The organism is Pseudovibrio exalbescens, assembly GCF_028737195.1.
GTDB lineage: Bacteria > Pseudomonadota > Alphaproteobacteria > Rhizobiales > Stappiaceae > Pseudovibrio > Pseudovibrio zosterae.
On the sequence record NZ_JAQZAJ010000001.1, the window covers coordinates 172,833 to 196,184 of the forward strand.

Annotated in this window: 22 protein-coding genes and 1 tRNA gene; 14 read left to right on the top strand and 9 right to left on the bottom strand. The window is 55.8% G+C overall.

From position 1 onward, the window contains the following. The first annotated feature begins 114 nt into the window (after positions 1-114). Both PUV47_RS00855 and PUV47_RS00860 read left to right on the top strand, forming a co-directional pair. Positions 115-411: a YrhK family protein gene (locus tag PUV47_RS00855; RefSeq protein WP_274216555.1), complete on the top strand. Its 297-nt coding sequence runs from the start codon at positions 115-117 to the stop codon at positions 409-411. Then, entirely contained in the window at positions 411-1,886 is a 1,476-nt protein-coding gene (locus PUV47_RS00860; RefSeq protein WP_274216556.1) for a cobyric acid synthase, read from the top strand. Before PUV47_RS00855 ends, PUV47_RS00860 begins: the two co-directional genes overlap by 1 nt. On the opposite strand, the gene PUV47_RS00865 is transcribed toward PUV47_RS00860, so the two are convergent. From PUV47_RS00865 to cobD, 3 genes are all read right to left on the bottom strand, one after another. Then, positions 1,883-2,539: a DUF938 domain-containing protein gene (locus tag PUV47_RS00865; RefSeq protein WP_274216557.1), complete on the bottom strand. Its 657-nt coding sequence runs from the start codon at positions 2,537-2,539 to the stop codon at positions 1,883-1,885. The two genes, PUV47_RS00860 and PUV47_RS00865, sit on opposite strands and share 4 nt — an antisense overlap. A 96-nt stretch (positions 2,540-2,635) precedes the next feature. Continuing rightward, a complete protein-coding gene (gene cbiB, locus PUV47_RS00870; protein WP_274216558.1) occupies positions 2,636-3,607 on the bottom strand; it encodes an adenosylcobinamide-phosphate synthase CbiB in 972 nt (323 codons plus the stop codon). A gap of 12 nt (positions 3,608-3,619) precedes the next feature. Further along, entirely contained in the window at positions 3,620-4,615 is a 996-nt protein-coding gene (gene cobD / locus PUV47_RS00875; RefSeq protein ID WP_274216559.1) for a threonine-phosphate decarboxylase CobD, read from the bottom strand. 218 nt (positions 4,616-4,833) lie between these two features. On the opposite strand from cobD, the gene PUV47_RS00880 reads away from it, so the two are divergent. The 6 genes from PUV47_RS00880 (at position 4,834) to PUV47_RS00905 (ending at position 7,687) form a co-directional block, all read left to right on the top strand. Then, the gene (locus tag PUV47_RS00880) at positions 4,834-5,070 is read left to right on the top strand and encodes a hypothetical protein (RefSeq protein WP_274216560.1); all 237 of its coding nucleotides are present in this window, start codon (positions 4,834-4,836) and stop codon (positions 5,068-5,070) included. A 168-nt stretch (positions 5,071-5,238) separates the two neighbouring features. Continuing rightward, positions 5,239-5,718, top strand: coding sequence for a hypothetical protein (locus tag PUV47_RS00885; protein ID WP_274216561.1), 480 nt, complete (start codon positions 5,239-5,241; stop codon positions 5,716-5,718). A gap of 110 nt (positions 5,719-5,828) precedes the next feature. After that, complete coding sequence (locus PUV47_RS00890) at positions 5,829-6,200, top strand: hypothetical protein (RefSeq protein ID WP_274216562.1); 372 nt, start codon at positions 5,829-5,831, stop codon at positions 6,198-6,200. A gap of 100 nt (positions 6,201-6,300) precedes the next feature. Continuing rightward, complete coding sequence (locus PUV47_RS00895) at positions 6,301-6,447, top strand: hypothetical protein (protein ID WP_274216563.1); 147 nt, start codon at positions 6,301-6,303, stop codon at positions 6,445-6,447. Positions 6,448-6,450: 3 nt separating this feature from the next. Further along, the gene (locus tag PUV47_RS00900; RefSeq protein WP_274216564.1) at positions 6,451-7,053 is read left to right on the top strand and encodes a molecular chaperone TorD family protein; all 603 of its coding nucleotides are present in this window, start codon (positions 6,451-6,453) and stop codon (positions 7,051-7,053) included. A 175-nt stretch (positions 7,054-7,228) separates the two neighbouring features. Further along, a complete protein-coding gene (locus PUV47_RS00905) occupies positions 7,229-7,687 on the top strand; it encodes a hypothetical protein (RefSeq protein ID WP_274216565.1) in 459 nt (152 codons plus the stop codon). A 78-nt stretch (positions 7,688-7,765) separates the two neighbouring features. Here PUV47_RS00905 and PUV47_RS00910 read toward each other — a convergent pair whose 3' ends face one another. Both PUV47_RS00910 and PUV47_RS00915 read right to left on the bottom strand, forming a co-directional pair. Beyond that, positions 7,766-9,853, bottom strand: a complete 2,088-nt coding sequence (locus PUV47_RS00910; RefSeq protein WP_274216567.1) for a VCBS domain-containing protein — start codon at positions 9,851-9,853, stop codon at positions 7,766-7,768. 255 nt (positions 9,854-10,108) lie between these two features. Then, positions 10,109-10,182 (bottom strand) — tRNA-Cys (locus PUV47_RS00915). A gap of 247 nt (positions 10,183-10,429) precedes the next feature. Between PUV47_RS00915 and PUV47_RS00920 the strand changes: the two genes are divergently transcribed. From PUV47_RS00920 to PUV47_RS00940, 5 genes are all read left to right on the top strand, one after another. After that, positions 10,430-11,242: a DUF2793 domain-containing protein gene (locus PUV47_RS00920; RefSeq protein ID WP_274216568.1), complete on the top strand. Its 813-nt coding sequence runs from the start codon at positions 10,430-10,432 to the stop codon at positions 11,240-11,242. A gap of 156 nt (positions 11,243-11,398) precedes the next feature. Further along, entirely contained in the window at positions 11,399-12,058 is a 660-nt protein-coding gene (locus PUV47_RS00925; protein ID WP_274216570.1) for a protein-L-isoaspartate O-methyltransferase family protein, read from the top strand. A 387-nt stretch (positions 12,059-12,445) separates the two neighbouring features. After that, entirely contained in the window at positions 12,446-13,777 is a 1,332-nt protein-coding gene (locus PUV47_RS00930; protein ID WP_274216571.1) for a TolC family outer membrane protein, read from the top strand. A gap of 227 nt (positions 13,778-14,004) precedes the next feature. Further along, entirely contained in the window at positions 14,005-14,616 is a 612-nt protein-coding gene (locus PUV47_RS00935) for a PopZ family protein (RefSeq protein ID WP_274216572.1), read from the top strand. Between the two features lie 150 nt (positions 14,617-14,766). Then, a complete protein-coding gene (locus PUV47_RS00940) occupies positions 14,767-17,601 on the top strand; it encodes a valine--tRNA ligase (RefSeq protein WP_274216574.1) in 2,835 nt (944 codons plus the stop codon). 70 nt (positions 17,602-17,671) lie between these two features. Here the strand turns inward: PUV47_RS00940 and PUV47_RS00945 are convergent, their stop codons facing one another. Next, complete coding sequence (locus PUV47_RS00945; protein WP_274216575.1) at positions 17,672-19,711, bottom strand: mechanosensitive ion channel family protein; 2,040 nt, start codon at positions 19,709-19,711, stop codon at positions 17,672-17,674. A 333-nt stretch (positions 19,712-20,044) separates the two neighbouring features. Here PUV47_RS00945 and PUV47_RS00950 point away from each other — a divergent pair, with 333 nt between their 5' ends. Continuing rightward, positions 20,045-20,584 (top strand): DUF2155 domain-containing protein, encoded by a 540-nt coding sequence (locus PUV47_RS00950; RefSeq protein WP_274216576.1) that lies wholly within the window; start codon positions 20,045-20,047, stop codon positions 20,582-20,584. Positions 20,585-20,639: 55 nt separating this feature from the next. Here the strand turns inward: PUV47_RS00950 and aat are convergent, their stop codons facing one another. The 3 genes from aat to accB are packed head-to-tail and all read right to left on the bottom strand — an operon-like array spanning position 20,640 to position 23,159. Then, positions 20,640-21,314, bottom strand: coding sequence for a leucyl/phenylalanyl-tRNA--protein transferase (gene aat / locus PUV47_RS00955; protein WP_274216577.1), 675 nt, complete (start codon positions 21,312-21,314; stop codon positions 20,640-20,642). Between the two features lie 29 nt (positions 21,315-21,343). Next, a complete protein-coding gene (gene accC / locus PUV47_RS00960; RefSeq protein WP_274216578.1) occupies positions 21,344-22,687 on the bottom strand; it encodes an acetyl-CoA carboxylase biotin carboxylase subunit in 1,344 nt (447 codons plus the stop codon). A gap of 13 nt (positions 22,688-22,700) precedes the next feature. Next, a complete protein-coding gene (accB, locus tag PUV47_RS00965) occupies positions 22,701-23,159 on the bottom strand; it encodes an acetyl-CoA carboxylase biotin carboxyl carrier protein (protein WP_274216579.1) in 459 nt (152 codons plus the stop codon). Between the last annotated feature and the right edge of the window lie 193 nt (positions 23,160-23,352).

Consider the following 23,352-nt stretch of genomic DNA (forward strand, 5'->3'; position numbering starts at 1 on the left):
CGAGCGAACTCAACGCCGGAATTATGGGTTCGCGTTTGCAGGCCTTTTGGAATAAGGCATTGAATATTCATGGCAGTTGTCAGACCATAGGCCTCCAACGAGGCGGGAAGACCCATGAAACTGTTTGATGCCAGACTGCGAAACATGAGTGAAAAGCATGCTGATCTTGTTCGGCGCTATGAACTGTGGCGAACCGTGATTGAGTTTCTTGCTGCGCTGCTGTTCGTCATCGGTAGCGTCTTGTTCTTTTTCGACAGTCTTGTTTTTGCCGGAACCTGGTTGTTTCTCCTCGGTTCCCTCCTGTTTGGGGTGCGCCCAACCATTCGCTTGCTGTTGGAATTGCATCTGACGCGCTTGCCGGTGCCACAAGAGTTCCGGCCTTATGGTGCTGAACCGGAAACACAAAGCTGATGGGTGCCTCAGGTAAACGCCAAGCAGCGGTGATGATCCAAGGCACGGGCTCCAATGTGGGCAAGAGCGTGATTGTGGCGGGCTTGGCACGCGTGTTCGCCCGCCGGGGCCTCAGGGTTCTCCCATTCAAACCGCAGAACATGTCCAACAATGCAGCCGTAACTGCCGAGGGCGGCGAGATTGGCCGCGCTCAGGCTCTGCAGGCCTTTGGTGCGCGAGTTGCGCCTTCCATACACATGAACCCGGTGCTCTTGAAGCCGGAGAGCGACAGCGGATCGCAGATCATCGTACAGGGCAAGCGCTTTGGGACCTTGAAAGCGCGTGAGTTCGGAAAGCAGAAGGGAACTTTGTTTCCCTATGTTCAAGAGAGCTTTGAGCATCTTGAGCGGGACGCCGACCTGATCCTGGTGGAGGGTGCAGGGTCTCCGGCAGAGATCAACTTGCGGGCTGGCGATATCGCAAACATGGGCTTTGCTGAGGCCCTGGATGTACCGGTGATCCTTGCTGGTGATATTGATCGAGGCGGGGTGATTGCCTCTGTCGTTGGCACATCTGTGGTGATTGAACCTTCTGAGCGCAGGCGCATAAAAGCGTTTTTTATCAATAAGTTTAGAGGTGACCCTTCACTTTTTGATTCCGGTTTGACAGAGATTGAAAACCGCAGTGGCTGGCCGAGCCTTGGTGTGGTGCCCTGGTTTCAAAAGGCGGGTGATCTGCCGGAAGAAGATGCGCTTGGCCTTGATGACAAGCGCGGGCAGGGAAAACTCAAAGTGGTGGTGCCGGTGATCAGCCGCATTGCCAACTTTGATGATCTTGATCCCCTTCGGCTTGAAGAGGATGTGACGCTCCGCCTGATCTATCCGGGCCAAGCACTGCCGGGGGATGCTGATCTTGTTTTGCTGCCGGGTACCAAGTCCACCATGGGGGATCTTGCATTCTTGCGGGCCCAAGGCTGGCACATAGACATTGCTGCCCATGTGCGCCGTGGAGGCCGGGTCCTCGGCATTTGTGGGGGCTATCAGATGCTTGGGCGGGCAATCAGTGATCCGAATGGCATTGAAGGGCCTGCGGGCACCATTGACGGGCTTGGCCTGCTTGATGTGGAGACAGTGCTTACAGCGGAGAAACAGGTGGTGGCTCAGACAGGTACGCACCTTTCTAGCGGTGAGGCGGTGTCGGGCTATGAGATCCATATTGGACGGACGGCAGGGCGCGATTGCGCGCGGCCATTCTTGATCCTGGGCGGTCACGAGGATGGCGCGCAATCTGCTGACGGGCAGGTTGCTGGCACATACTTGCATGGCCTGTTTGGTTCAGATGGTTTTCGCGCAGCGTTTTTGAAAGGCTTTGGTGCGCGCTCCACGCTTGGGTATTCGGCCAAGGTGGAGCTGGCGATGGAGGCACTGGCTGATCATCTGGAAGAGCATCTTGACTGCGACCGCATTCTTGAAATTGCTCGGTCCCGTGTGGGTTAGGAACGCTTCCAGACCAAGAACTGATTGTTGGCGGGCATGGCGTGATCGGCAACAAGGGTAAGGCCAATGGCCTCGGCAAGGGCGTTGACCGCTTCGAAATCACGAATGCCGCCGCCGGGAAACGTTTCCTTCAGCCAGCCATCAAATTGCTCGTTGCTTTGCGTTGTGAACGCGCCCTCGTATTTGTAGGGGCCATACAAAAACAGGTGGCCACCGGATTTCAACGTGCCATCGACACCTTGGAAGAATGCTTCGACCAGGTCCCAAGAGATCACATGGATGCAATTGCAGGCGTAGAGCGCGTCAAAGTGTTGCTTGAAGAGGTCGTTCTGAGTGCTCCAAGGCAGAGCGGAGATGTCAAGCGCGCGCGGGCTCATGAGGTTCTCTGGTTGCTCTTCCAGCTCGAAACGGGCGGAAATGCCCTGCAGGTGGTGAGGCAAGTCCGTGGGCTGCCAATTGATTGCTGGCATGGCCTTGGAAAAGTGGAGAGCGTGCTGGCCGGTGCCACTGGCAACTTCCAGAACTGTCGCCCCTTCTGGCAAATGCTTCAGAAGCTTCTCCAGAATGAAGCCCTTGTTGTTGTCGGCGGCTTTGTTAAATGGCAGCACGATTGGTTCCTCAAGCGGTTGGTGCGGCAGAGATCTTGCTGCCAAGATAAGCGCTTATGCGCTTGAAGCAATGGGCAGGAGACCTAACGCCAGTGCGGCTTGATGAAGGTTTTTGAGCCATCAACATAGAACTTGACGTGGTTAGAACGGAATGGACAGGGCCGCCAGAGCCAGCACCTGCACACCGCAGGCAAAGAACATGACCTTGAGCGCCTTGGTGATGTCTTCATGGCTGGCGGACTTGCGGCCCATTTCGTTCATGTAGGGATCGTCAACCGAGTAGCTTGCATAGTGACGCGGCCCTGCCAGTGCGATACCCAATGCGCCCGCCATGGCGGCTTCTGGCCAGCCGGCGTTGGGAGAGCGATGCAGCCCAGCGTCGCTCATCATCACGGAGAAGGCCTTTTTCGGCGCGGTGCCAACGGCAAAGGCGCCGACGCAGATGAGCAAGCCTGCAAGACGTGAGGCGGGCAGATTGACAAGGTCATCCAAACGGGCGCTGGCCCAGCCGAACTCCTGATAGCGCTCTGTCTTGTGGCCGATCATGCTGTCGGCGGTGTTGATGGCTTTGTAGGCCAAAATGCCCGGCAGTCCTAAAAGCGCGAACCAGAAAACGGGGGCAACCACGCCATCGGAGAAGTTTTCAGCGCATGATTCAATGGCGGCACGGGAGACGCCAGATTCGTCCAACGCCTGCGGGTTGCGGCCCACAATCCGTGAGACAGCGGCGCGCCCCGCCTCCAGCCCGTTGGTGCGCAGGGCATCGCGCACGGCGGCAACATGTTCGTAAAGGCTTTTCTGGGCGATAAGGATCGCGCCCAGCGCGGCGATGAGAACTTCGCCGAAGGGAATTTCTTCCAGCAGGTCTTGCAGGATATAGCCAATGGCAAGGGCACCCACAGTGAGAGAACCGGTAAGCAGCAGGCCATTGAGGCGGCGCACCTGAGACGACAGATCATTGGTGTTCAGGCGCTTGTCGGTCCAGTCAATCGCCTTGCCAATGACTGTGACCGGATGGGGGAACCGTTTCCAAAGCCAATCCGGGTCGCCCAGAAGGGCGTCCAGAAGCAACGCGAGCACCACGATCCAGAGCATATGGTCGAAGAAGATCATGTGGAGCGGTCCTCAAGGTTTGTAGCTGGTCAGGGCAGTTTCCAGGCGCTGCCAATGGGGTTCTGAAGCGGGGCGGCCCAGGCGCAGCCACGTCTTTGAATAGTCGAAGTGCCGCGTCCAGATGTGCTGGGCGGCCAAGTGGGCATGAAGGGCCTCGGCATCTACCCCAGAAATGAGCGAGAAGAGCGGCGTTCCTCCCTCGCGCACCATACCGCAGGATGCAACCAGTTTTTCAAGACGGTGTGCTCCCGCAACAAGCTTGTTCCGCATCTCCCGGCGCCAGATGTCATCTCCAAGCGCTGCCGTGCCGATCTTCAGCGCTGGGCCAGAGACAGCCCATGTGCCCAACCTTTCCTTCATGGCTTCACACAGAGGGTGAGAACCAATCATGAAGCCCAGACGCAAACCCGCCAAGCCATAGAATTTACCAAAGGAGCGCAGTACCACCACTGGCAGGTCGGTGAGGTGAGGGAGCAAGCTGGCCTTTTCCAGGCAATCGGCAAAGGCTTCATCGACAATGAGCAGACCGCCGCGCGCACTCAGCTGTTGTGCAGTGGCGAGCAGCGCCTCAGAACCATAGAGCGTGCCGGTGGGGTTGTTTGGGTTGACAACAACCGCCACGCGAGCTGCCTGCGGGAGGTGCTCAAGTGAGGGGGCTTTCATAACCGTGTGTCCGGCACTCGCCCAGCTTTCCTCATGGGAGGCGTAGGTGGGAGACAAAGTGGCTACGGTGGTGCGCTCGACCAGATAAGGGAGCTGCGAGATGAGGGCCTGTGTGCCCGGCGCCGCGACCATGGCAAGGTGGCTTGGAACCTCATAGGCGCGGCGTGCGGCGGCAATCAGGTCGCTTTCTGCCTTGGAGGTGGGAAGGCTGGCCCAGTCTGCCTGCGCAAGGTGGCCAGCGGTGGGATAGGCATGCGGGTTGATGCCGGTGGAAAGATCCATCCAGTCTTGTTCCGTCCCGCCGTAACGGGCGATGGCCTCGCTCAAATCACCGCCATGACGCATTGATAGTCTCCTTGTGGCCGACCCGTTGGGTTTAGCGCAAATACCGTTAAATCCCTAGCACGTAGCTTGTGATTGGCGGGGATTACCAGTGCTGGGAGGAAGGGGCAAAGGGGCCTTGGTCGCATTCCAGACTTGACCTCAAGGGGGGAATGGCTTCATAGAACATATAGAGAACAAAAAGCCGCTTTCGCCAAGACTGATGGAACCCAAAAGGCACCATGACCTCACGCCGACCGCAAAGACCGATGGATTTCGACCGGGAAGATCTGCTCAAGCAGCTTGGTGCCATTCGCCAGCAGCTCATTGAAGTGCGCACCACGTTGCGGCCGCGTTCCGGCCTTGCGCGCTGCGTTGACGGGGTGGTGGACGAGATCGATGAGCTGGCCTTGGTGCTGACGGGAAAGCGGGAGTATTTCCATGCGCCTGGCGCGGCGGCGCAGATGCGCGGCAAGTGATTGTTTGAAAGGCTGCGCTAAGCTTTCAGCGGGGTTTTGGTTGACAGGGAGGGCGTTAGACCTTTTCCTTGGCGTTGGCAGGTGGCCGAAAACCTGCCCAACAAAACAGGCCTTGCTGCTTGGAGGTTAGAGCGCTGGGCCAGACTCCGAAAAGGAGCGCGCAACGCCATGCCTCAAAGTTCCATTAGCGCACCGGTTGCCGCACTAGCGGTTGTGTGCAGCCCTCTTGTATCCGCCGCCCGCGAGCCAGGCCTGAGTGATGCCCACCGCGAGGCTGTGAAGCAAACGATCCTCAACTGGACGCAGGCTCTTCTCAAGAACGATTTTGATACATGGCGCGGCTATTGGTGTGAGGAAGCCCTTCAGATGGCACCGCACCTGAAAAGGCTGATTGGCCTTACAGCCATGGAGCTGATGTTTGAAAACAAGGCCCACTGTGACCATCGGCTCTTTGACCTTACCGATTGGGCCGTTACAGGGCGTGGAGAGCTTGCGATTGCTGCCAATCAACTGACATGGGCCGATGACTGCGGTGAAACTCAAACCGTGAAGCAGGTTATCGTGTTGCGCGGGAGAAAAGAGGATGGTTGGAAAGTGGTGGCTCTGTCCTTTGGTGAGGTGAAAGCGGGCAGCGGCTTTACCTTTTGAACACCACAACGGCGAAAACAGCCTCACGCCATGAACCTTGAGGGCGTCATCGGAGGACGCGCAGGGGCAGGTCGTCTGCTTTTGTTGCCCGATGATGAAGGGAACATGCCGTGATTTTTCGCCGGTTCAAGCAGTATGCCGCGGTCGCCACCGTCGGTGGCAGTATCATGGTGTACGCCGCTCTTGAAGGCCCCCCCCTCGTGACAATGGCGCTTGAATCTGTTGCTGTCGCCGGGCTTTTCGGTATGGCGCAAAATGTTTTACCGCAAGACGCTCAGGAGGATGGCCGCGAGATCCTGAAGGACATGCTTCACCTTGCCGCGCAGGTGGAGGGCGACGATGACGATGCGCTGGCGGACCTTGAAGCGCACGGCGAGAAGCTTGCCTTGTGGCTGGTGAGCAAAGAGGGGCGCAAGGCTGGCGGAAAACTGCTGCATTGCCTGAGTGCAAGCACCCAAAAACACCCAGAGACGTCACCCTAGAGCGATGGCATGCCACAAAGAGTGATTGACGCTGCGTAATCTGACGCCATAGTGTCAAACCATCCTGAAATACTCATGCAAATCTGCGTGAGGCAAAACAATGAAGAACATGGATGGCGCACACCAGACGGAACAGTCCAGCAGTATTGGTGTCTGGGTGGTCTTGCCAAAGGCGGCGAGCGAAAGCCTCTGTTTCCGAACGATCAGCAAGGGCGCGCGCGCTCGTGGCGGCTCAAGGCAGGGGTGAATCATGGATGTGAAAGCGCCCCTTGGCCCTGCGGTGCTCTGCGAGTGGTTTGCTGGCGTGTTCTTTAGGGAGTTGAGCCTGGAGCAGATGCAGATTTATGGGCGGGGCGGGTTCAAGGACCTTGCTGCTGAACTGGAAAAAGCCATCGGACTGCCAAGCGCTGGGCCGCTTGAGGAAATCAAGGGTGATATAAAGCGGTGGCAGCACTCCCCCTCAGCAGAGCTGGAGCTTGCAACGGACTTCGCATCACTGTTTCTGGCAAGCGGGCCGGGCGCGCCGTTGCCTTATGCGTCCTACTACACAACCAAGGGGCGGTGCCTGTTTGACGCGCCTCACGAACGCATGCTGGAACGGCTGGAGACGGCTGGCCTTGCCATGCTGGGAGAATGCAGGGAACCTGCAGACCATCTTTCCTTGCAGCTGAGCTATTTGGCGGAGCTTTATGCCTCAGATCAGCCCCTCGAAGCGCCGGGGGCGTTCATTGCCTCTGAGATGATGGAGTGGGTGCCGCTGTTCACGGGCGATGTTGCCCGCACGCCGACAAAGTTTGGCTTCCACAAGGCCAGCTTGAAGCTGCTGAATGCTTTCCTGAAGCAGGAAGTGTAAGCGATTGGGCAAGATGCGGCCTTTGGCGGAACGTTGTTCCGATTATGCCTTAGGTCAAAGCTTCTAGCAGAAAATTTTTCTAATAATCTGAGTTGGCCAATTGGATTCTTCGGTTATCTCTGAGTGCGGTTCGAAGCAATACGGGGTGCCTTTGAACATGCATGAGGTTTGCAAAATGAATATCGTAGAAACGGCTGACATGTGGGTCATAAGCGCAAAGAAACGCTTGTGTATTCACGATATCAAGGATGTGTCTCCGGGCCTTACTGCGCAGATCGAAGCAGAGATCGACCGGTTCGGTCTTGAGGTGGCTGGGCCTTGGGTGTTCATCTCTCACAACCTGCCAGAGAACGGGCGGGAGCTGTTTGACTGGGAGATGTGCCGACCAATCAGGAAACCGGCGCGGTATGACGGGGCGCTCACTGTGAGGCGGTTGGAGCCGGTGATGGCGGCCTCAACGCGCTATCAGGGCACCATGCAGGGCCTGTTTACCAAGGGCTACGGGCCGCTCTTGAAGGACATTTCGTTCTCGCGCCATGTGATCTCGGGTGAGAGCCGGGAGGTCTATCACAGTTGGAGCGGGCAAAAGGGGCCTTACCACGAAATCGAGATCCAGTTCGTGCTCTCCTACTAAACGGGCGATGGCGTACTGGGTGGCAACGGAGAGGAGATAAAGGGGCAGGGCCCCTTCATCTATCGTGATCAGTGACCTTTACAGGAAGGAAAAATCATCCTGATGCAAGTCAGCGATGTTTACATCTTTGAGGGTGATTGAACTGTCCCCATCGATTGTGATCACAGTATTGGCACCTTGATCTTCGGCTGCCGCGATGAGGGCAGTGAAGTCGGTGAACATTGAGCTGTCGATCTCAATCAAATCCTCGGAACCTGCTCCGGCGACAAAATCTGTAATCACATCGTGTCCAGCTTCGTCAGACGCAAACAGGAACGTGTCGTTGCCTTCACCGCCAGTCAAAGTATCGCTGCCAAGCCCGGCATCTATTATGTCGTTGCCGCCATTTCCGACAATGACATCGTCCGCGTTACCACCCAGAAGGCTTTCCGCAGAATCGCTTCCGATAACTTCGAGAGGCGCACTATCGAAAGTCTCAATGACAGGCGGCGTCTCTGACGGCTCATAGACTGTCCCATCCGGCCCAACGTAGTTGCCATCTGCATCTGGTGTGAAGATGTAAATTGAGCCTGAATCCTTCCCTTTGTCGTCGTCATACCTTGCGCTCACGACGACTACACCGTCTTCATTGATGGAGACTGATGAACCGAAAGCATCAAAAGGATCGCCATTGATACCATCAAACGCTCTCAGAACAATCTGCTTGTATCCATTGTTGTCATCGGGAACAAAGATCGAGGCTACATCATTGGAGCTTGCCACGATGACCCCTCCGGAGTTCACATCTAGGTCGTAATTGGCACTTGCAATTCCGCTAAGCTTGGTCACCGAATAATTGCCAACATCATCAGGCTTATAAACGTAGACCGACTGGTTTGTACCAACGACTATTGTACCGTCGTTCAGTGCCTCGCCATTACAGGCGATCGAACTTCCAGCCTCAGGCAAACGTAAGCGCATTTCAGCATACTGCCCTTCAGCGTTTGGTGTGAAAACCCGCGCCAGATTATTTGGGCCATCCTTTATGTATTGTGCCGAGGTTATGATAGTCCCGTTTTCATTCATGTCCATAAAGCCGCCGAAGCCGAGGTGTCCGCCGCGAAACGAAGAAACGAGCTTGGTTTCGATGTAGTCACCCTCACCATTTGGCGTGTAAACATAGATCTTGTCGGAGTTAGTAGACACCGCTATAACGCCTGCTTCGGTCATGGAAAGGCCGCGAACGCCAATAGCATCTCCCGTGCGGCCATCGGAAGGTGTTAGTTTTGTGGATGTATAACTGCCAGTTTCGTCAGGTATGAAAACGTAGATCGATCCAGAGGATACTCCATTAACCGTATCGCCACTCGCTGCTACAGCTATTGTCCCGGTGCTGTTTACTGCAGTGCGAACACCAAACCAGTCACTCGCTGCTCGGTCAGCCGCAATCAACTTGTTTTCTGTGTAGTCACCGTCGCTTGTTGGCGTGTATACGTAAATGGAACCTCTTTTTCCATCATCGCTCGGCGATCCAACAACAACAACGCCACTGTCGTTAATTTGCGCATCCCTGCCGAACATGTCGCCTGTAGTTGCGTCAGAGGCGACAATCTTGGCGGGGCTTGCTGCACTCTCACTCTCGCCTTGGATGGTCACGGTCACTGTTTCAGTGGAACTTGATCCATGATTGTCTGTCACAGTGTATGTGAATGTGTCGGTGGCCAGTTCTCCGTGATTCAAGGCATCGAACTTGCCGTTTGGATCATATGAAAACGTACCATCTTCTTTGATTGTCACCGTTCCAAGTGTGCCCGTGGTGTCAACTTGCAAACTGTGGCTATCGTTGGTGTCGGGGTCAGTGAAGCTAGGCGCAATGTTGATTGCTGTTTGTTCGTCTGTCTGCGGTGCTAAGGCCACCGCTACTGGACCATCGTTTCGGCCGGTCAGTGTTATTGTAACTGTGGAAGTTGAGCTTTCGCCAAAAGCGTCTGCTACTGTGTAGGAGAAAGTTTCGATCGCGGTCTCACCTGCTGCGAGATGGTCGAACGCGGTTCCGGGATCATATTGGAACATGTCATCTGATGTAACTATGCCCGTTCCAAGCATTCCTTCGGTGTTTAGAACAAGTGTGTGAAAGTCTGCCAGATCAAGGTCTTCAAAAAAAAACGCGGATTGTAGCTGCGCCATTCTCGTCTGTTTGAACTGCCACAGGATAGGTTTTAGGGGCGTTGTTTAGCATTGCCTAAACTCCAAGAGATTATTGCCGAGGCACCCTAAGGTTGCGTGGCTTGCGCGGAGCTTTACTTGAGTATGCAGGCATCACATGGAGAGGCAGTCCCGATAGCAGGCTGATCAGTTTTGCCGTTTAGTCATACGCCAAAGCTCAATGACCATAGGTCAGAGCATGACTGATTGATCAGCAAAAAATTAAGGGGAGAAGAGTGGAGGCCTCTGCCGGAATCGAACCGGCGTACACGGATTTGCAATCCGCTGCGTCACCACTCCGCCAAGAGGCCGCCGTTGTGGTGTGGAGTGGCTTTTCTGACATTTGGCGGAGATAGTCAAGCGTCCATCAGAAAATATCGCCCCAGAATTGTGAAAAACCTACGGGGCTCAGGGGTTTTACGGCGTTTGTTGCAGCGGTGTGACGTCGGGTTTTGTTATGGCGGCGATGGCTGCGAGGGCTTGCAAAAAACTTATCCCCCTAACTGGGGCGACAGGCACAGTGGAGGGCATCGGTTTCATTCTCAGCGGGGCTTGGTCATGTCTTCTTCTGCGCGCCTTGGTTTGCCTTTCATCGCGTCCTCTCAGGCGCAAAAGCATGTCACTCACAATGAGGCGCTGTTTCGGCTTGACCAACTGGTCTCCTGCGCGGTGGAACGGCGCGACCTGAGCGCGCCACCAAGCGCCCTGGAGGGGCAGGGCTTCATTGTGTCGGCCAATCCCGTGGATGCTTGGGCAGGGCGCGAGGGGCAGCTTGCTTTCTTTGTTGACGGGGCGTGGTCCCTGCTGGCCCCGGTCGAGGGCCAGCTGGTTTACATCGCCGCAGAAGAAGCGCTTGCCGTTTATGGCAGGGAAGGCTGGACGATCATCAGCGCGCCTGCGGGCCTTGGCGGCATTTTGAGCGTTGGTGGTGGCGGAGGAACCAATCTCGGGGTTGGGGGGGATGGGCCTGCGGAGCGGCTTCAGGTGTTCGGCAACAGCATTGTCGCAACGGCTCCCGCAGGGGCGCATTCGGGCTTCCATGTGGTGGAGGAGCTTCTCTCCGACCTTTCAGGCAGTGTGGTGGAGACGTCAATCCAGTTTCCGGACAGAGCCATCGTGCTTTGCGTTTCAACGCGCACCGTAACCGCGGTGAGCGGTGCATCCTCGTATGACTGTGGCATTAGCGGGGAGACATCCAAGTTCGGTGGTTCATTGGGCGCTGCAGAAGGCGCGACCAATGCAGGGGTGATTGGCCCACAAGCCGTCTACAGCCCCACACGGGTGAGACTGACGGCAAACGGCGGCAGCTTTACGGGCGGGGCCGTTCGCGTGGCGCTGCACTACTTTTTGCCGCAGGTGCCGCTAGCCTGACGGTCCGGCTGCGTCGCTCTGTCCTGCAGTGGTTACCGACGAAAGAGAGGGGCATATTGGTAAAAACGCTTCATTTTTGGCAGTGCGCGTGCTTGTATTTGCGTGCATGGGGCGATATGCACCTACCAGCTTATCCGATTTGAAAATGAGGACGTTATGGCCGACTACGTGCAGTCCAGAACCCGCATGGTCGATAATCAACTTCGCACCAATGACATTACAGATCTCCGCATTCTGGATGCTATGGGGGAAGTGCCTCGCGAGACTTTCGTGCCGGAAGAGCAGAAGTCCATCGCCTATATCGATGAAGACATCCCCATGAACGGTGCTGGCCTGCGCAAGATGCTGAAGCCGCACATTCTGGGCAAGCTGCTGCAGCTGGCAAGCATCGCAAAAGATGATGTGGTGCTGGTGGTTGGCGCTGGCACGGGCTACAGCGTGGCGATTGCGTCCAAGCTCTGCGATTCCGTGGTGGGCGTTGAGCAGGACGAGGCCATGGCCGCCGAAGCTTCTACCATTCTTGCCGATCTGGGCATCGAAAACGCTGCCGTGATCGATGGCGAGATGCGCCAGGGGTACGCCTCGGACGCGCCATACGATGTGATTGTGATCGACGGGTCGGTCGAATCGATTCCTTCTGCGCTTTTTGACCAGCTTAAAAACGATGGTCGTCTGGTGGCAATCGAGCAGTCTGGGCCAACAGGCGAGGCGAATATCTACTACAAGACACAGGAAACTGTGAGTTCTCGATTTGCCTTCAATGCCAGTGGCGCCCCTCTGCCGGGTTTCGAGAAGCCAAAGAGCTTTACATTTTAACGGAGTAGAATCTGCGGAGGGGACCAAAACCCGCAGATTTACAGTTAATGCTTTGTAAAGAAATCGCGACGCATCCTTGCGAAAGTCGTGGAGAAGCGGACATCCTGTAGTTTGCGTGAAGTCCGACTCGTGCAAATCAAGTACAAACAGTGTTCGACCTGTAAGTTTTGCCAAAAACTTCGCGATTGTTGCTCGTTCGCCTCAGCACTTGTTTTTTTTGCGGAATTCGAGTGTCCTCGGGTTCCAGACCGCGGATGTGAACAGTATACGTTGGTCGCAGGTGTTGGAATTAATTGGTTCGAGGCAGCGGTAAAGCGTTGCACCTGACTTGAGGCTGTAAAAGTGATTTCTAAACGACTTCTGGCGACAGTAGCAGGCGCGTGTTTGATGGTTTCGGCATCTGCCGTACATGCGCAATCCATTCGCGACGCACTGTCCGCTACATACCAAAACAATCCGACACTCAACGCCGCTCGCGCTCAGCTGCGTGGCGTAGATGAAAACGTACCTCAGGCTCTGGCCGGTTGGCGTCCATCCATCACCGGCTCTGCGGCTGTAGGCATGGTCAACCAGTCTGATCAGGGCTTCACGGGTGGCGGTTTCTCCGACACGACGGTCGCCGTTCAGGTGGTTCAGCCGTTGTTTCGCGGTTTCCGAACAGTGAACTCAACCCGGCAGGCGGAAGCGATTGTGCGGGCACAGCGGGAAGACCTGCGTGTGACCGAGCAGACCGCCTTGTTGCAGGCCGCAACGGCGTACATGGACGTGATCCGGGATACCGGTATCGTGGCGCTGCGCCGGAGTGACTTGAAGTTCCAGGAAGAGCTTGTGCGGGCCTCCAAGGACCGCTTCAGCGTGGGTGAGGGCACTCGTACAGATGTTGCGCAGGCGGAAGCCGGGCGCGCGCGTTCTCAGTCCGCTTTGAACACCGCACTGGCGAATCTGAATACAAGCCGCGCGGTTTTCCGTCAGGTGATTGGTGTCGATCCAAAGAACCTGAACCCACGTTCCAACGTTGCCAGCCTCTTGCCGAAGTCTGTGAGTCAGGCAATTGCGGTCGGTCAGGAAGAGCATCCTTCCATCATGTCGGCGCTTCACTTCGTTGATGCCGGTATCTTTGCGGTCAAGACTGCGGAAGGCACCTTGCTGCCAACGGTGAACGTGGAGGGTAATCTTTCAAGCAATTACCGCAGCTCCAATGGTCGTTCATTAGGTGGCAACGGCACCACCAATACGGCGTCCATCTTCGGCCGCGTGACTGTGCCAATCTATCAGCAGGGTACCGAGTACTCCGCGATCCGTCAGGCCAAGGAAGAACTCGGCCAGACCGAGATTCTGGTTGACGTGGCACGCGACACGGTGCGCGCGCAGGCGATCTCTTCTTGGGGCCAGCTGAACGCATCGGAAGCATCGATCACTGCAGCTCAGGCTGAAGTGGCTGCTGCGACGCTGGCATTGGAAGGTGTTGTTGAAGAGCAGCGCGTTGGTCAGCGGACCACACTTGATGTTCTCGACTCGCAGAGCGATCTGGTAGATGCGCGTGTGACCCTGATTACCGCACAGCGCGACAAGGTTGTGGCAGCCTACGCACTCCTAAGCTCTGTTGGCCGCCTGAACTACACCCACCTTGGGCTGACCGTGCCGCAGTATGATCCGCGAGAGCACTATAACGCGGTGCGTGACAAGTGGATCGGCTTACGTACGCCGGATGGCCGCTAAGGGCTAATTGATCTCAATTGAGATGAGGGGGGCGTAAGCTCCCCTTTTTCTTTTGGAAAACCTTGAGTAATCCTCGGGTTTTCTGTGGGCAGAGAAGCTTTGAACTCTGTCGCGTGGTGTTCATCAAGGGTCTATATCCCTTAATATTAATTGATGATTAATTGTTGGCGCTCGAGTCGTATGTTGCAACTTCGAGCCATGTTTTCTCACGGAACGAGGGGGATGCCATGGGAGAAGCTTCGAAGACCCAAGAGCCTTCCATGGAGGAGATTTTGAGCTCTATTCGAAAGATTATATCTGAAGAAGAGACAGACTCCGGAGCTGGTGATATGGATTTGGAAGAGGGCAAGGATCTGTCTCAGGACGATCTGGACAAGCTCTTTGATTCCCCGGGTGGTTTTGGTTCGGACGATGATGAACCGGAACAGGAAGTGGATTCGGTTGATGATGTTCTCGAGCTGACCGAAGACGCGGCTGTTGAGGAAGAAAAGCCGGAGATGGACCTGGTAAAGGGCATGCCGGAAACTGCGGATGATGATCGCGGTGATATTTCCTTCGACGGTGCGCCGGAAGTGGATGCCGACGACATTCTGGAAACCGTTGAGCAGAAGGTAGAGGCGGCTGCGCCAACACTGCTTTCTGAAAGCGCCAATCAGGCAGTTTCCTCTGCCTTCAATGGGTTGGCGAACACCGTGCTCTCTCAGAATGCACGAACCCTTGATGATCTTGTTGCGGATATGCTGCGGCCCATGCTGAAATCATGGCTGGATCAGCACCTTCCCGATATGGTAGAGCGTCTCGTGAAACAGGAGATCGAAAGGATCTCCCGCGGTCGCTAATCAGGCGAAAACGAAATGACCTGAAAGCGCTGCCGGCCGGTGGCGCTTTTTTATTGCGATGGGAGTTGGCTTTACCGGCTTACACCGGTTGACTTCGGAACTGGCTTCCGATTTACACCATGCAGACCCCGCAAGTGGAAGAAAAGAAGTATGCTGGATAAAACCTATGAGGCGGCCTCTGTTGAGCCGCGGATTTACGAGACCTGGGAAAATGCAGGTGCTTTCAAGGCCGGAGCAGGAGCAGACGACGGTGCTGCGACCTATTCCATCGTGATTCCGCCGCCCAATGTGACAGGCTCACTTCATATGGGCCACGCACTGAACAACACTCTTCAGGACATCATGGTTCGCTACCAGCGCATGCGCGGTCGCGACGTTCTGTGGCAGCCGGGTATGGACCACGCTGGCATTGCAACGCAGATGGTTGTTGAGCGTCAATTGGCTGCCAATGGCGAGCCTTCTCGCCGCGATCTGGGCCGTGAAGGTTTCATTGAACGCGTTTGGCAGTGGAAAGATGAATCCGGCGGGATGATCTTCAATCAGCTCAAGCGCCTTGGTGCGTCCTGTGACTGGTCCCGCGAGCGCTTCACCATGGATGAAGGCCTGTCCAAGGCTGTTCTGGAAGTCTTTGTTTCGCTTTACAAGGAAGGCCTGATTTACAAGGACAAGCGCCTTGTAAACTGGGATCCCAAGCTGCTGACCGCGATTTCCGATCTGGAAGTTGAGCAAAAGGACACGCAGGGCAACATGTGGCACTTCCGCTATCCATTGGCGGATGGCGTGACCTACCAGTTCCCGATTGCGTTTGATGAAGAGGGCAAGGCAACCGAGTTCGAGACGCGCGACTACATCGTGATCGCGACCACGCGTCCTGAGACCATGTTGGGTGATACGGCCGTTATCGTTCATCCCGATGATGAACGCTTCAAAGACCTGCAGGGCAAGGACATAATCCTGCCGCTGGTTGGCCGCCGTATTCCGATCATTCCTGATGACTATGTTGAGGTTGAAACCGGCACTGGTGCCATGAAGGTGACGCCTGCGCACGACTTCAACGATTTTGACATCGGCAAGCGCCATGACCTGCGCATGATCTCCATCATGGATCGTGAAGCCAACATCATTCTGGCGGAAAATGCCGACTTCCTTGAAGGCGTTGAGGCTTCTGACGATCTGAAGGCCACCATCGAGGCGCTGGATGGCGTTGAGCGTTTCGCTGCACGCAAGCGGATCGTTGAAATGCTGGAAGCCAAGGGGCTTCTGGATGAAGTTGTAGACCATGCGCATATGGTTCCGCACGGTGATCGCGGCGGTGTTCCAATTGAACCGATGCTGACCGATCAGTGGTATGTGGATGCAAAGACGCTGGCACAGCCTGCGATTGCGTCCGTTCGGGAAGGGCGAACCAAGTTCGTTCCGGCCAACTGGGACAAGACCTACTACGAGTGGATGGAGAACATTCAGCCTTGGTGTATTTCCCGCCAGCTTTGGTGGGGGCATCGCATCCCTGCATGGTATGGTCCTGAAGGCAAGGTCTTCGTTGAAAAGTCTGAAGAAGACGCTCTGAAAGCTGCTGAGAGCTTCTATGGCAAGCCTGTGGCGCTGATGGACATCAACGATGCACTTGCAGCCCATGAGGCTGGTGAAGGCGAGAAGGTGGCCCTTTACCGCGATGAGGACGTGCTTGACACTTGGTTCTCTTCTGCACTGTGGCCGTTTTCTACCCTCGGTTGGCCAGACAAGACCCCGGAACTGGCCCGGTACTATCCCACCTCAGTTCTGGTGACCGGTTTTGACATCATCTTCTTCTGGGTTGCCCGGATGATGATGATGGGCAACCACTACATGAAGACCGAGCCGTTCGACACGGTTTACATCCACGCCCTTGTCCGCGACGAGAAGGGGCAGAAGATGTCCAAGTCGAAGGGCAACGTCATGGATCCGCTGGAGCTGATCGATGAGTATGGCGCTGATGCGCTGCGCTTTACGCTGGCTGCAATGGCGGCGCAGGGCCGGGACATCAAGCTGGCAACCAGCCGTGTGGCGGGTTATCGCAACTTTGCAACCAAGCTCTGGAACGCCTGCCGCTTTGCGGAGATGAACGAATGCAAACGCGTTGAAGGTTTTGATCCGGCTCTGGCAAAGCAGACCGTGAACCGCTGGATCGTGACAGAGACCAGCCGCACGATCCGCGCGGTTACCGAAGCCATTGACACCTATCGCTTCAATGATGCGGCAGGTGCAGCTTATCGCTTCGTCTGGAATACCTTCTGTGACTGGTATCTGGAACTGGCCAAGCCGATCTTTGGCGGTGCTGACGAAGAAGCAAAGGCAGAAACCCGTGCTACAGCGGCTTGGGCGCGTGACGAGATCCTGAAGCTGTTGCACCCGTTCATGCCGTTCATTACCGAAGAGCTTTGGGCGCGCACGGTTGAAGCGGAAGGTTCTTCCCGTGAAGGGCTGCTGGCGCTGTCTCGTTGGCCTTCTGTTGTTGGCGAAGATGAGAACGCTGCTGCGGAAATCAACTGGCTGATCGACATGATCATGCAGATCCGCAGCGTTCGCTCCGAGATGAACGTTCCAGCAGGTGCGAAGGTGCCTGTGGTGCTTTCAGGTGCGTCTGAACTGACACAGAACCGCTTGAAGATCCATGAAGCTGCGATCATGAAGAACGCGCGTGCAGAGACTGTATCGGTTGCAGATGAAGCACCGAAGGGGTCTGCACAGATTGTGGTTGGTGAAGCCACGGTCTGTCTGCCGCTGGCGGGCGTGATTGATCTGGATGCCGAAAAGGCGCGTCTTGAAAAGGATCTGGGCAAGATCGATGGTGAGCTGATCAAGATCACCAAGAAGCTTGAAAACCCACGGTTCGTTGAAAAGGCCCCGGCAGAGGTTGTCCAGGGTGAAAAAGACCGCGTTGTGGAGCTGACTGAGCGCAAGGCCAAGACCACTGAGGCACTGGCCCGCTTGGCCGCGCTTGCCTAAGTCAAGCGGTTTGTTCCGATAGATAATAAGGGCGCCGGTAATTCCAGCGCCCTTTTTGTTTGGCCTGCTGTCAGGCTGCGGACCGGCCGTTGCCACGCTTTTCCCGCGTGGTTTCATCATTCCCTTGGGTAGCAGCGCCGTCCTCCAATGGATCGCCATACTCCATGCCTTGATTGGCATAGGTGGGGTAGGGCAAGCGATTGCTCGCACGCAGCTCCTGGACCGTATCTTCGGCAGCTTTTTTCAGTTTTACATCCAGCCCGGTATCCTTGGTGAAGTAGGCGGTGGTGGATGGGAAGGCGAAGCCTGAGCCGTTCTTCTCGACGATGAGGAAGATGGCAAAGAGGATGTCCTCCTGAATAGCCAAGAAGTCTTCATAGCCGGGCTTCAGGATGTTGGCGGCGATCTCCACATTCAAGGATGAATCGCCATAACCCACAAAGCGGACGCGGACCGTGCTTTCGAGAACCTGAGGGTGGGCGCAGATGTACTCGCGGATTTCCATTAGTATGTTGCGCAGCTGGTCCGGGCTTGTCTCGTAGCGAAGGCCGATTTCCTGAAGGAGGTACGTGCGATCGCGGCGGGAGTAGTTGATGATGCGCATTTTGGCCAAATCCGCATTGGCTACGGTGACGAGGGTTCGGTCTTTGGCGCGCACGCGCGTTGAACGCACGCCGATGTTTTCAACGGTACCGGAGAACTCGCCAAACTTACAGAATTCACCCACGCGAACCATTCTATCTGCATACAAGATGATTCCGCCGATCAGGTTCTCAATGGTGGGTTGAGCTGCCAGAGCAACTGCCAGACCACTGACGCCGAGGCCTGCAATGACGCCCAGAAGAGGGATGCCGAGACGGGTTGCACCATAAGCCAGCACGCCCATGACTGCGACCATGCCAATGGCTCGGAAGCCCGTGCGGATGATGCTTACATCCAGAGCTTCAAGGTACTTGGCCCGCTTTTGGGCGAGAACAAACTCCGAAATGGCGGAGATGAACTGATAAGTCAGGATGGCAATGAGGATCCATGAGACGGCTTCAATGGTCAGTTCCATCCCGATCATGACCGAACCGCCAATGTTGATTTCTTCAATGGCCGCGTATCTGAACGCTTGAACTGCGAGGAGAACCAAGACCGGCATGATCATGTAGAACAAGCGGCGGCGAATGGGGGTGCTCGGCGGGGTCAGACGGCGGTGTACGTAGCGAAGCCCTGCCAACACAAGGAATAGCCCCAGCCCCACAATGACAAGTGCGATCCACTGCCATGTGGTTTGCCCTTCATAAACTTCGAACAACCATGGTTCTCCGCCTTCTATGAAGGTGTACCAAGCTGGGGGAAGAAATTCACCGGGGCTTGTGGTGTAGAACGTGAAGAAGTCCGGGCTTGCGCTTTGAAGTGCTGGTAAGTCTTTGATCTGATTGTACTGTGTGACGATAAGAGCGACGGTTTCTGGCGCAAACAAGTATCCGCGATCCGGCACATTCGCCAGCGTGATCTGGGTGTGAGGCAGCGTCCACTTTTCTGGCAGCCCTTCCTGCAGGTAGTCATAGGTGCCTGCCTGCTCTCCGGGCACTTTGTCCGGGGCCGGAAGCGGGATGCGATCCAATACCTCCTTCATGAGCATGGCGTACTCAAGAGAGGTTTGATTCCTGGTGGCGGTGGGAAGCTGTGACCAGTCAAACACGCTCTTTGCCCGAGAAAAGAGCAGCTTTGCCAGATAAACCTGCTCATCAATCTGCTCTCTGCTCAGCGACGGTTCAGCGGTTTGCCGCAGGTGCTCTATGTTGGCCTCATAGGCCGAAATCACGAGATCATTTGCCGTTGCCATGACGGTAAGAAAGCTCTCCAGAGTGGCACGAGGAGAGCTGGTGTCCAAGGGAGCCAGAGGGTATTTTTTCAACCAATAGTCGGCGTCCAAAGGCAGAATATAGGCATCTGAGCGGTCTTCCAGTTGACTGCCCAGCTTGAGCGGCTGCGGACCTTGAACGGCGGTTGTCTCTTGAGCCAAACCCAGGCAGGTTCCCAAGTAAATCAAGAGGCTGGCAGCAAGCGTTGTACAGGCTGCAAAGACCCTAGCGCCTTGAGCAATTTTTGAGTTTGCCATGGGTGGCCCCCAGTGTTCGTTGTTTAGGGCCAGCATCCAAAACGATGGTTCTCAAATGCTTACCTCATCACCCCTGAAATGTTAGGGGTGGCGGGTATCCGGGCGGGGTGCCCGCCGTTCAGTTCACCAACAGGTAGATTGCAGCTGGCTTTTTGCTGAGATTTTGATTGCATTACTGAGTGATGGGGTTGTGCCACAGAGCTGGGAATAAACCGCGATCTTGGAAATTAGCCATAGCTTTGCCCAATTCCGACCTTTTCGAGCGGCTAATGGTTTGCTACAGCCTAGAGGCGATATCACTGCTGAATCACGAGTTTTCCGGATCAGGATAGAATGACGTTCAAAGTTTTGCGCCGCCGTTTATGTTCCACGGCCTTTGTGGCTCTTGCAGCTCTCGGTTTTGGGAGTGTTGTGACATTGGACGACGCGCGTGCCTCCAAAATAGAGAACCCGATTGCCGTTTTTAATGGCTTGGACAAGATCACTGGCCGGATCATTGATTTTGACGTCTACATTGGCGAGACCGTTCAGTTTGGTGCACTGCAGGTGACCCCGCGCGCTTGTTTCACCCGGCCTGAGACAGAAGCGGCAAAGACCACTGCTTTTATCGAGGTGGACGAGGTGACGCTGAACAATGAAGTGCAGCGAATTTTCACGGGCTGGATGTTTGCCGCGAACCCCGGTGTTCACGCCGTTGAGCACGGCGTCTACGATATTTGGCTGGTGAACTGTAAGCGATATTCGGAAGTGCCGCCTCCTGAGGGCTATAGCGGCCCCCCCGTGGCCGACGCGCCGGAGTATGATCCATTGGCAGGGGATGACTTCATAAGCTCCGGGAACATTCCAATTCCGCGTCCTAATCCATTCTTGTGATAAACAAAACCGGGCCAAGTGCCCGGTTTGTCGTTTGTGGTGGGTGCAAAGAGGATCAGTAGGGGCTGTCAATCAACTCCAGCGCCCGCGCACCAGTAATCTGGGATGGCTCTGAGAAGAAGTTGGCCGGCTCCTGAAGGGCTGTGTCCAGAAGCTCATTGTAGACATCGCGCGGGATCTCCAGCGCTCCGAACTGTTGCAGGTGATCGGTCACGAACTGGGTATCGAGCAGAGTGAAGCCACCTGCCTTCATACGAGCGACAAGATGAACAAGGGCGATCTTGGAGACATCACGCGCGGTTGAGAACATGCTCTCCCCAAAGAACACGCTGGCAAGGCACACGCCATAAAGCCCACCGACAAGCTTGTCGTTCTCATAGACTTCTACTGTGTGGCAGTAACCCATCTTGAAGAGTTCGCCGTACAGGCGGCGTATCTCTGCGTTGATCCAGGTGCGCTTGCGGCCGGGCGCAGGACTTGCGCAGCCGTCTATGACACCTTGAAAATCTTGAGAGGCGATGACCTTGAAGCGGTCAGATTTCACGGTGCGTCTCAGACGCTTAGGAACGTGAAACCCTTCGAGCGGGATGATCCCGCGTCTTTCGGGCTCGACCCAGAACAAATCCGGGTCGTCAGCCGATTCAGCCATAGGAAAAACGCCGCACGCATAGGCCTTTAGCAATACGTGAGGCGTGATTTCCAAATGCACATGATCGTGCCGGGCTGCCATGTGACCTCGTCGACTAGTTAAGCTATTAACTATTTGCTGTCTTCGAGGAACTTTTCAAGCCAATGGATGTCGTAGGCACCGTTTGCGATGTCCTGATTGTCCACGAGCTCAGAGAACAGCGGCACGGTTGACTGGATGCCATCCACTACGAACTCACCCAGACACCGGCGCAGTCGCATCATGCATTCCACACGGCTGCGGCCATGGACGATGAGCTTGCCGATCAGGCTGTCGTAGTGAGGTGGGATCTTGTAACCCTGATAGACGCCTGAATCCACGCGTACGCCCAGACCACCTGGTGGGTGGTAGTAGGTGATGGTGCCTGGAGAGGGCACAAAGGTGCGAGGGTTTTCAGCGTTGATGCGGCATTCGATGGCATGACCTTCGAAACGAACATCCTCCTGATTGATGGAGAGTGTTGCGCCAGAGGCAATGCGGATCTGTTCGATCACCAGATCGATGCCGGTCACCATTTCAGTTACCGGATGTTCCACCTGAAGACGGGTGTTCATTTCGATGAAATAGAACTCGCCGTTTTCATAGAGAAACTCGACGGTACCTGCGCCGCGGTATTTCAGCTTGCGCATTGCTGCGGCACAAATCTCACCGATTTCCTGGCGCTGAGCATCGTTGAGGGCAGGAGAAGGACATTCTTCAAAAACCTTCTGGTGGCGGCGCTGCAATGAGCAGTCGCGTTCACCGAGATGAATTGCGTTGCCATACCCGTCGCCCAGAACCTGAACTTCGATGTGACGTGGCTTGCCGAGATACTTCTCCATGTAAAGCGCGTCGTCACCGAAGGCAGCTTTTGCTTCGGAACGTGCAGTGGAGATGGCCGTGTCCAGCTCTTCTTCCGTGCGCGCCACTTTCATGCCGCGGCCACCGCCGCCTGCTGCAGCTTTTACCAGAACCGGGTAGCCGATTTCGCGGGCCAGCGCATGCACGTCATCTTCTGAGGTGATGCCGCCGTCTGAGCCAGGAACAACTGGAATGCCCAGTTCCTTCGCGGTGGTCTTGGCCTGAATCTTATCGCCCATAACCCGAATGTGTTCGGAGGTAGGGCCGATAAAGGTGATGCCGTGCGCTTCAAGAATTTCCGCAAAGCGGGCATTCTCGGAGAGGAAGCCATAGCCCGGGTGTACTGCATCGGCGCCAGTGATTTCACAGGCGGCCAGAATTGCAGGGATGTTCAGGTAACTGTCACGGGCCACAGGGGGCCCGATGCAAACACTCTCGTCAGCCAGTCGCACATGCATGGCGTCCTGGTCGGCTGTGGAGTGAACGGCAACGGTTTGAATGCCGAGCTCTTTACAGGCGCGCAGGATGCGAAGTGCGATCTCGCCGCGGTTTGCGATGAGAATCTTTGAAAACATAGCGTTTCGCCCGTTATTCGATGATGACGAGTGGTTCGCCGAACTCTACTGGCTGACCATCTTCAACCAGAATGGCTGTTACCTTACCGGACTTGGTTGCCGGAATCTGGTTCATGGTCTTCATGGCTTCGACGATCATGATGGTTTCGCCTTCGCGAACGGAGGAGCCAACCTCAACGAAATTGCGCGCGCCTGGCTCTGGAGCCATGTAGGCGGTGCCAACCATTGGGGAGGTGACTGCGCCAGGATGGTTCGCAGGATCTGCAGAAACAGCCACTTCAACCGGCGCTGCTGGTGCCGGAGCCGCAGCAGCTGCTGCTGGTGCCACGCTACGAGCTTCAACGGTGATCTGGCGTGCAACGCGTACACGTAGGTCTTTCTGTTCCAGTTCGATCTCTGTCAGATTGGTTTCATCCAGAAGAGTCGCAAGCTGACGGATCAGATCCTGGTCAAACTTTGTTTCTTTCGTCATCGTTTCTCATCGTCCAGTTCGTGACGTCCGGCTCTGCGTAAAGCCAAGGACCATTTAAATAGCATTCAGGCGCCGCACGAGGGGCGCCACTCTCAAATCAGCAGGCCGGTCAGTTTTAGGACAGCGTCATCCAATAGACCCATGATGCTCTGCTTTTACCCTGTGCTTTACTTTCCTCTCGCACTGCGAGCGC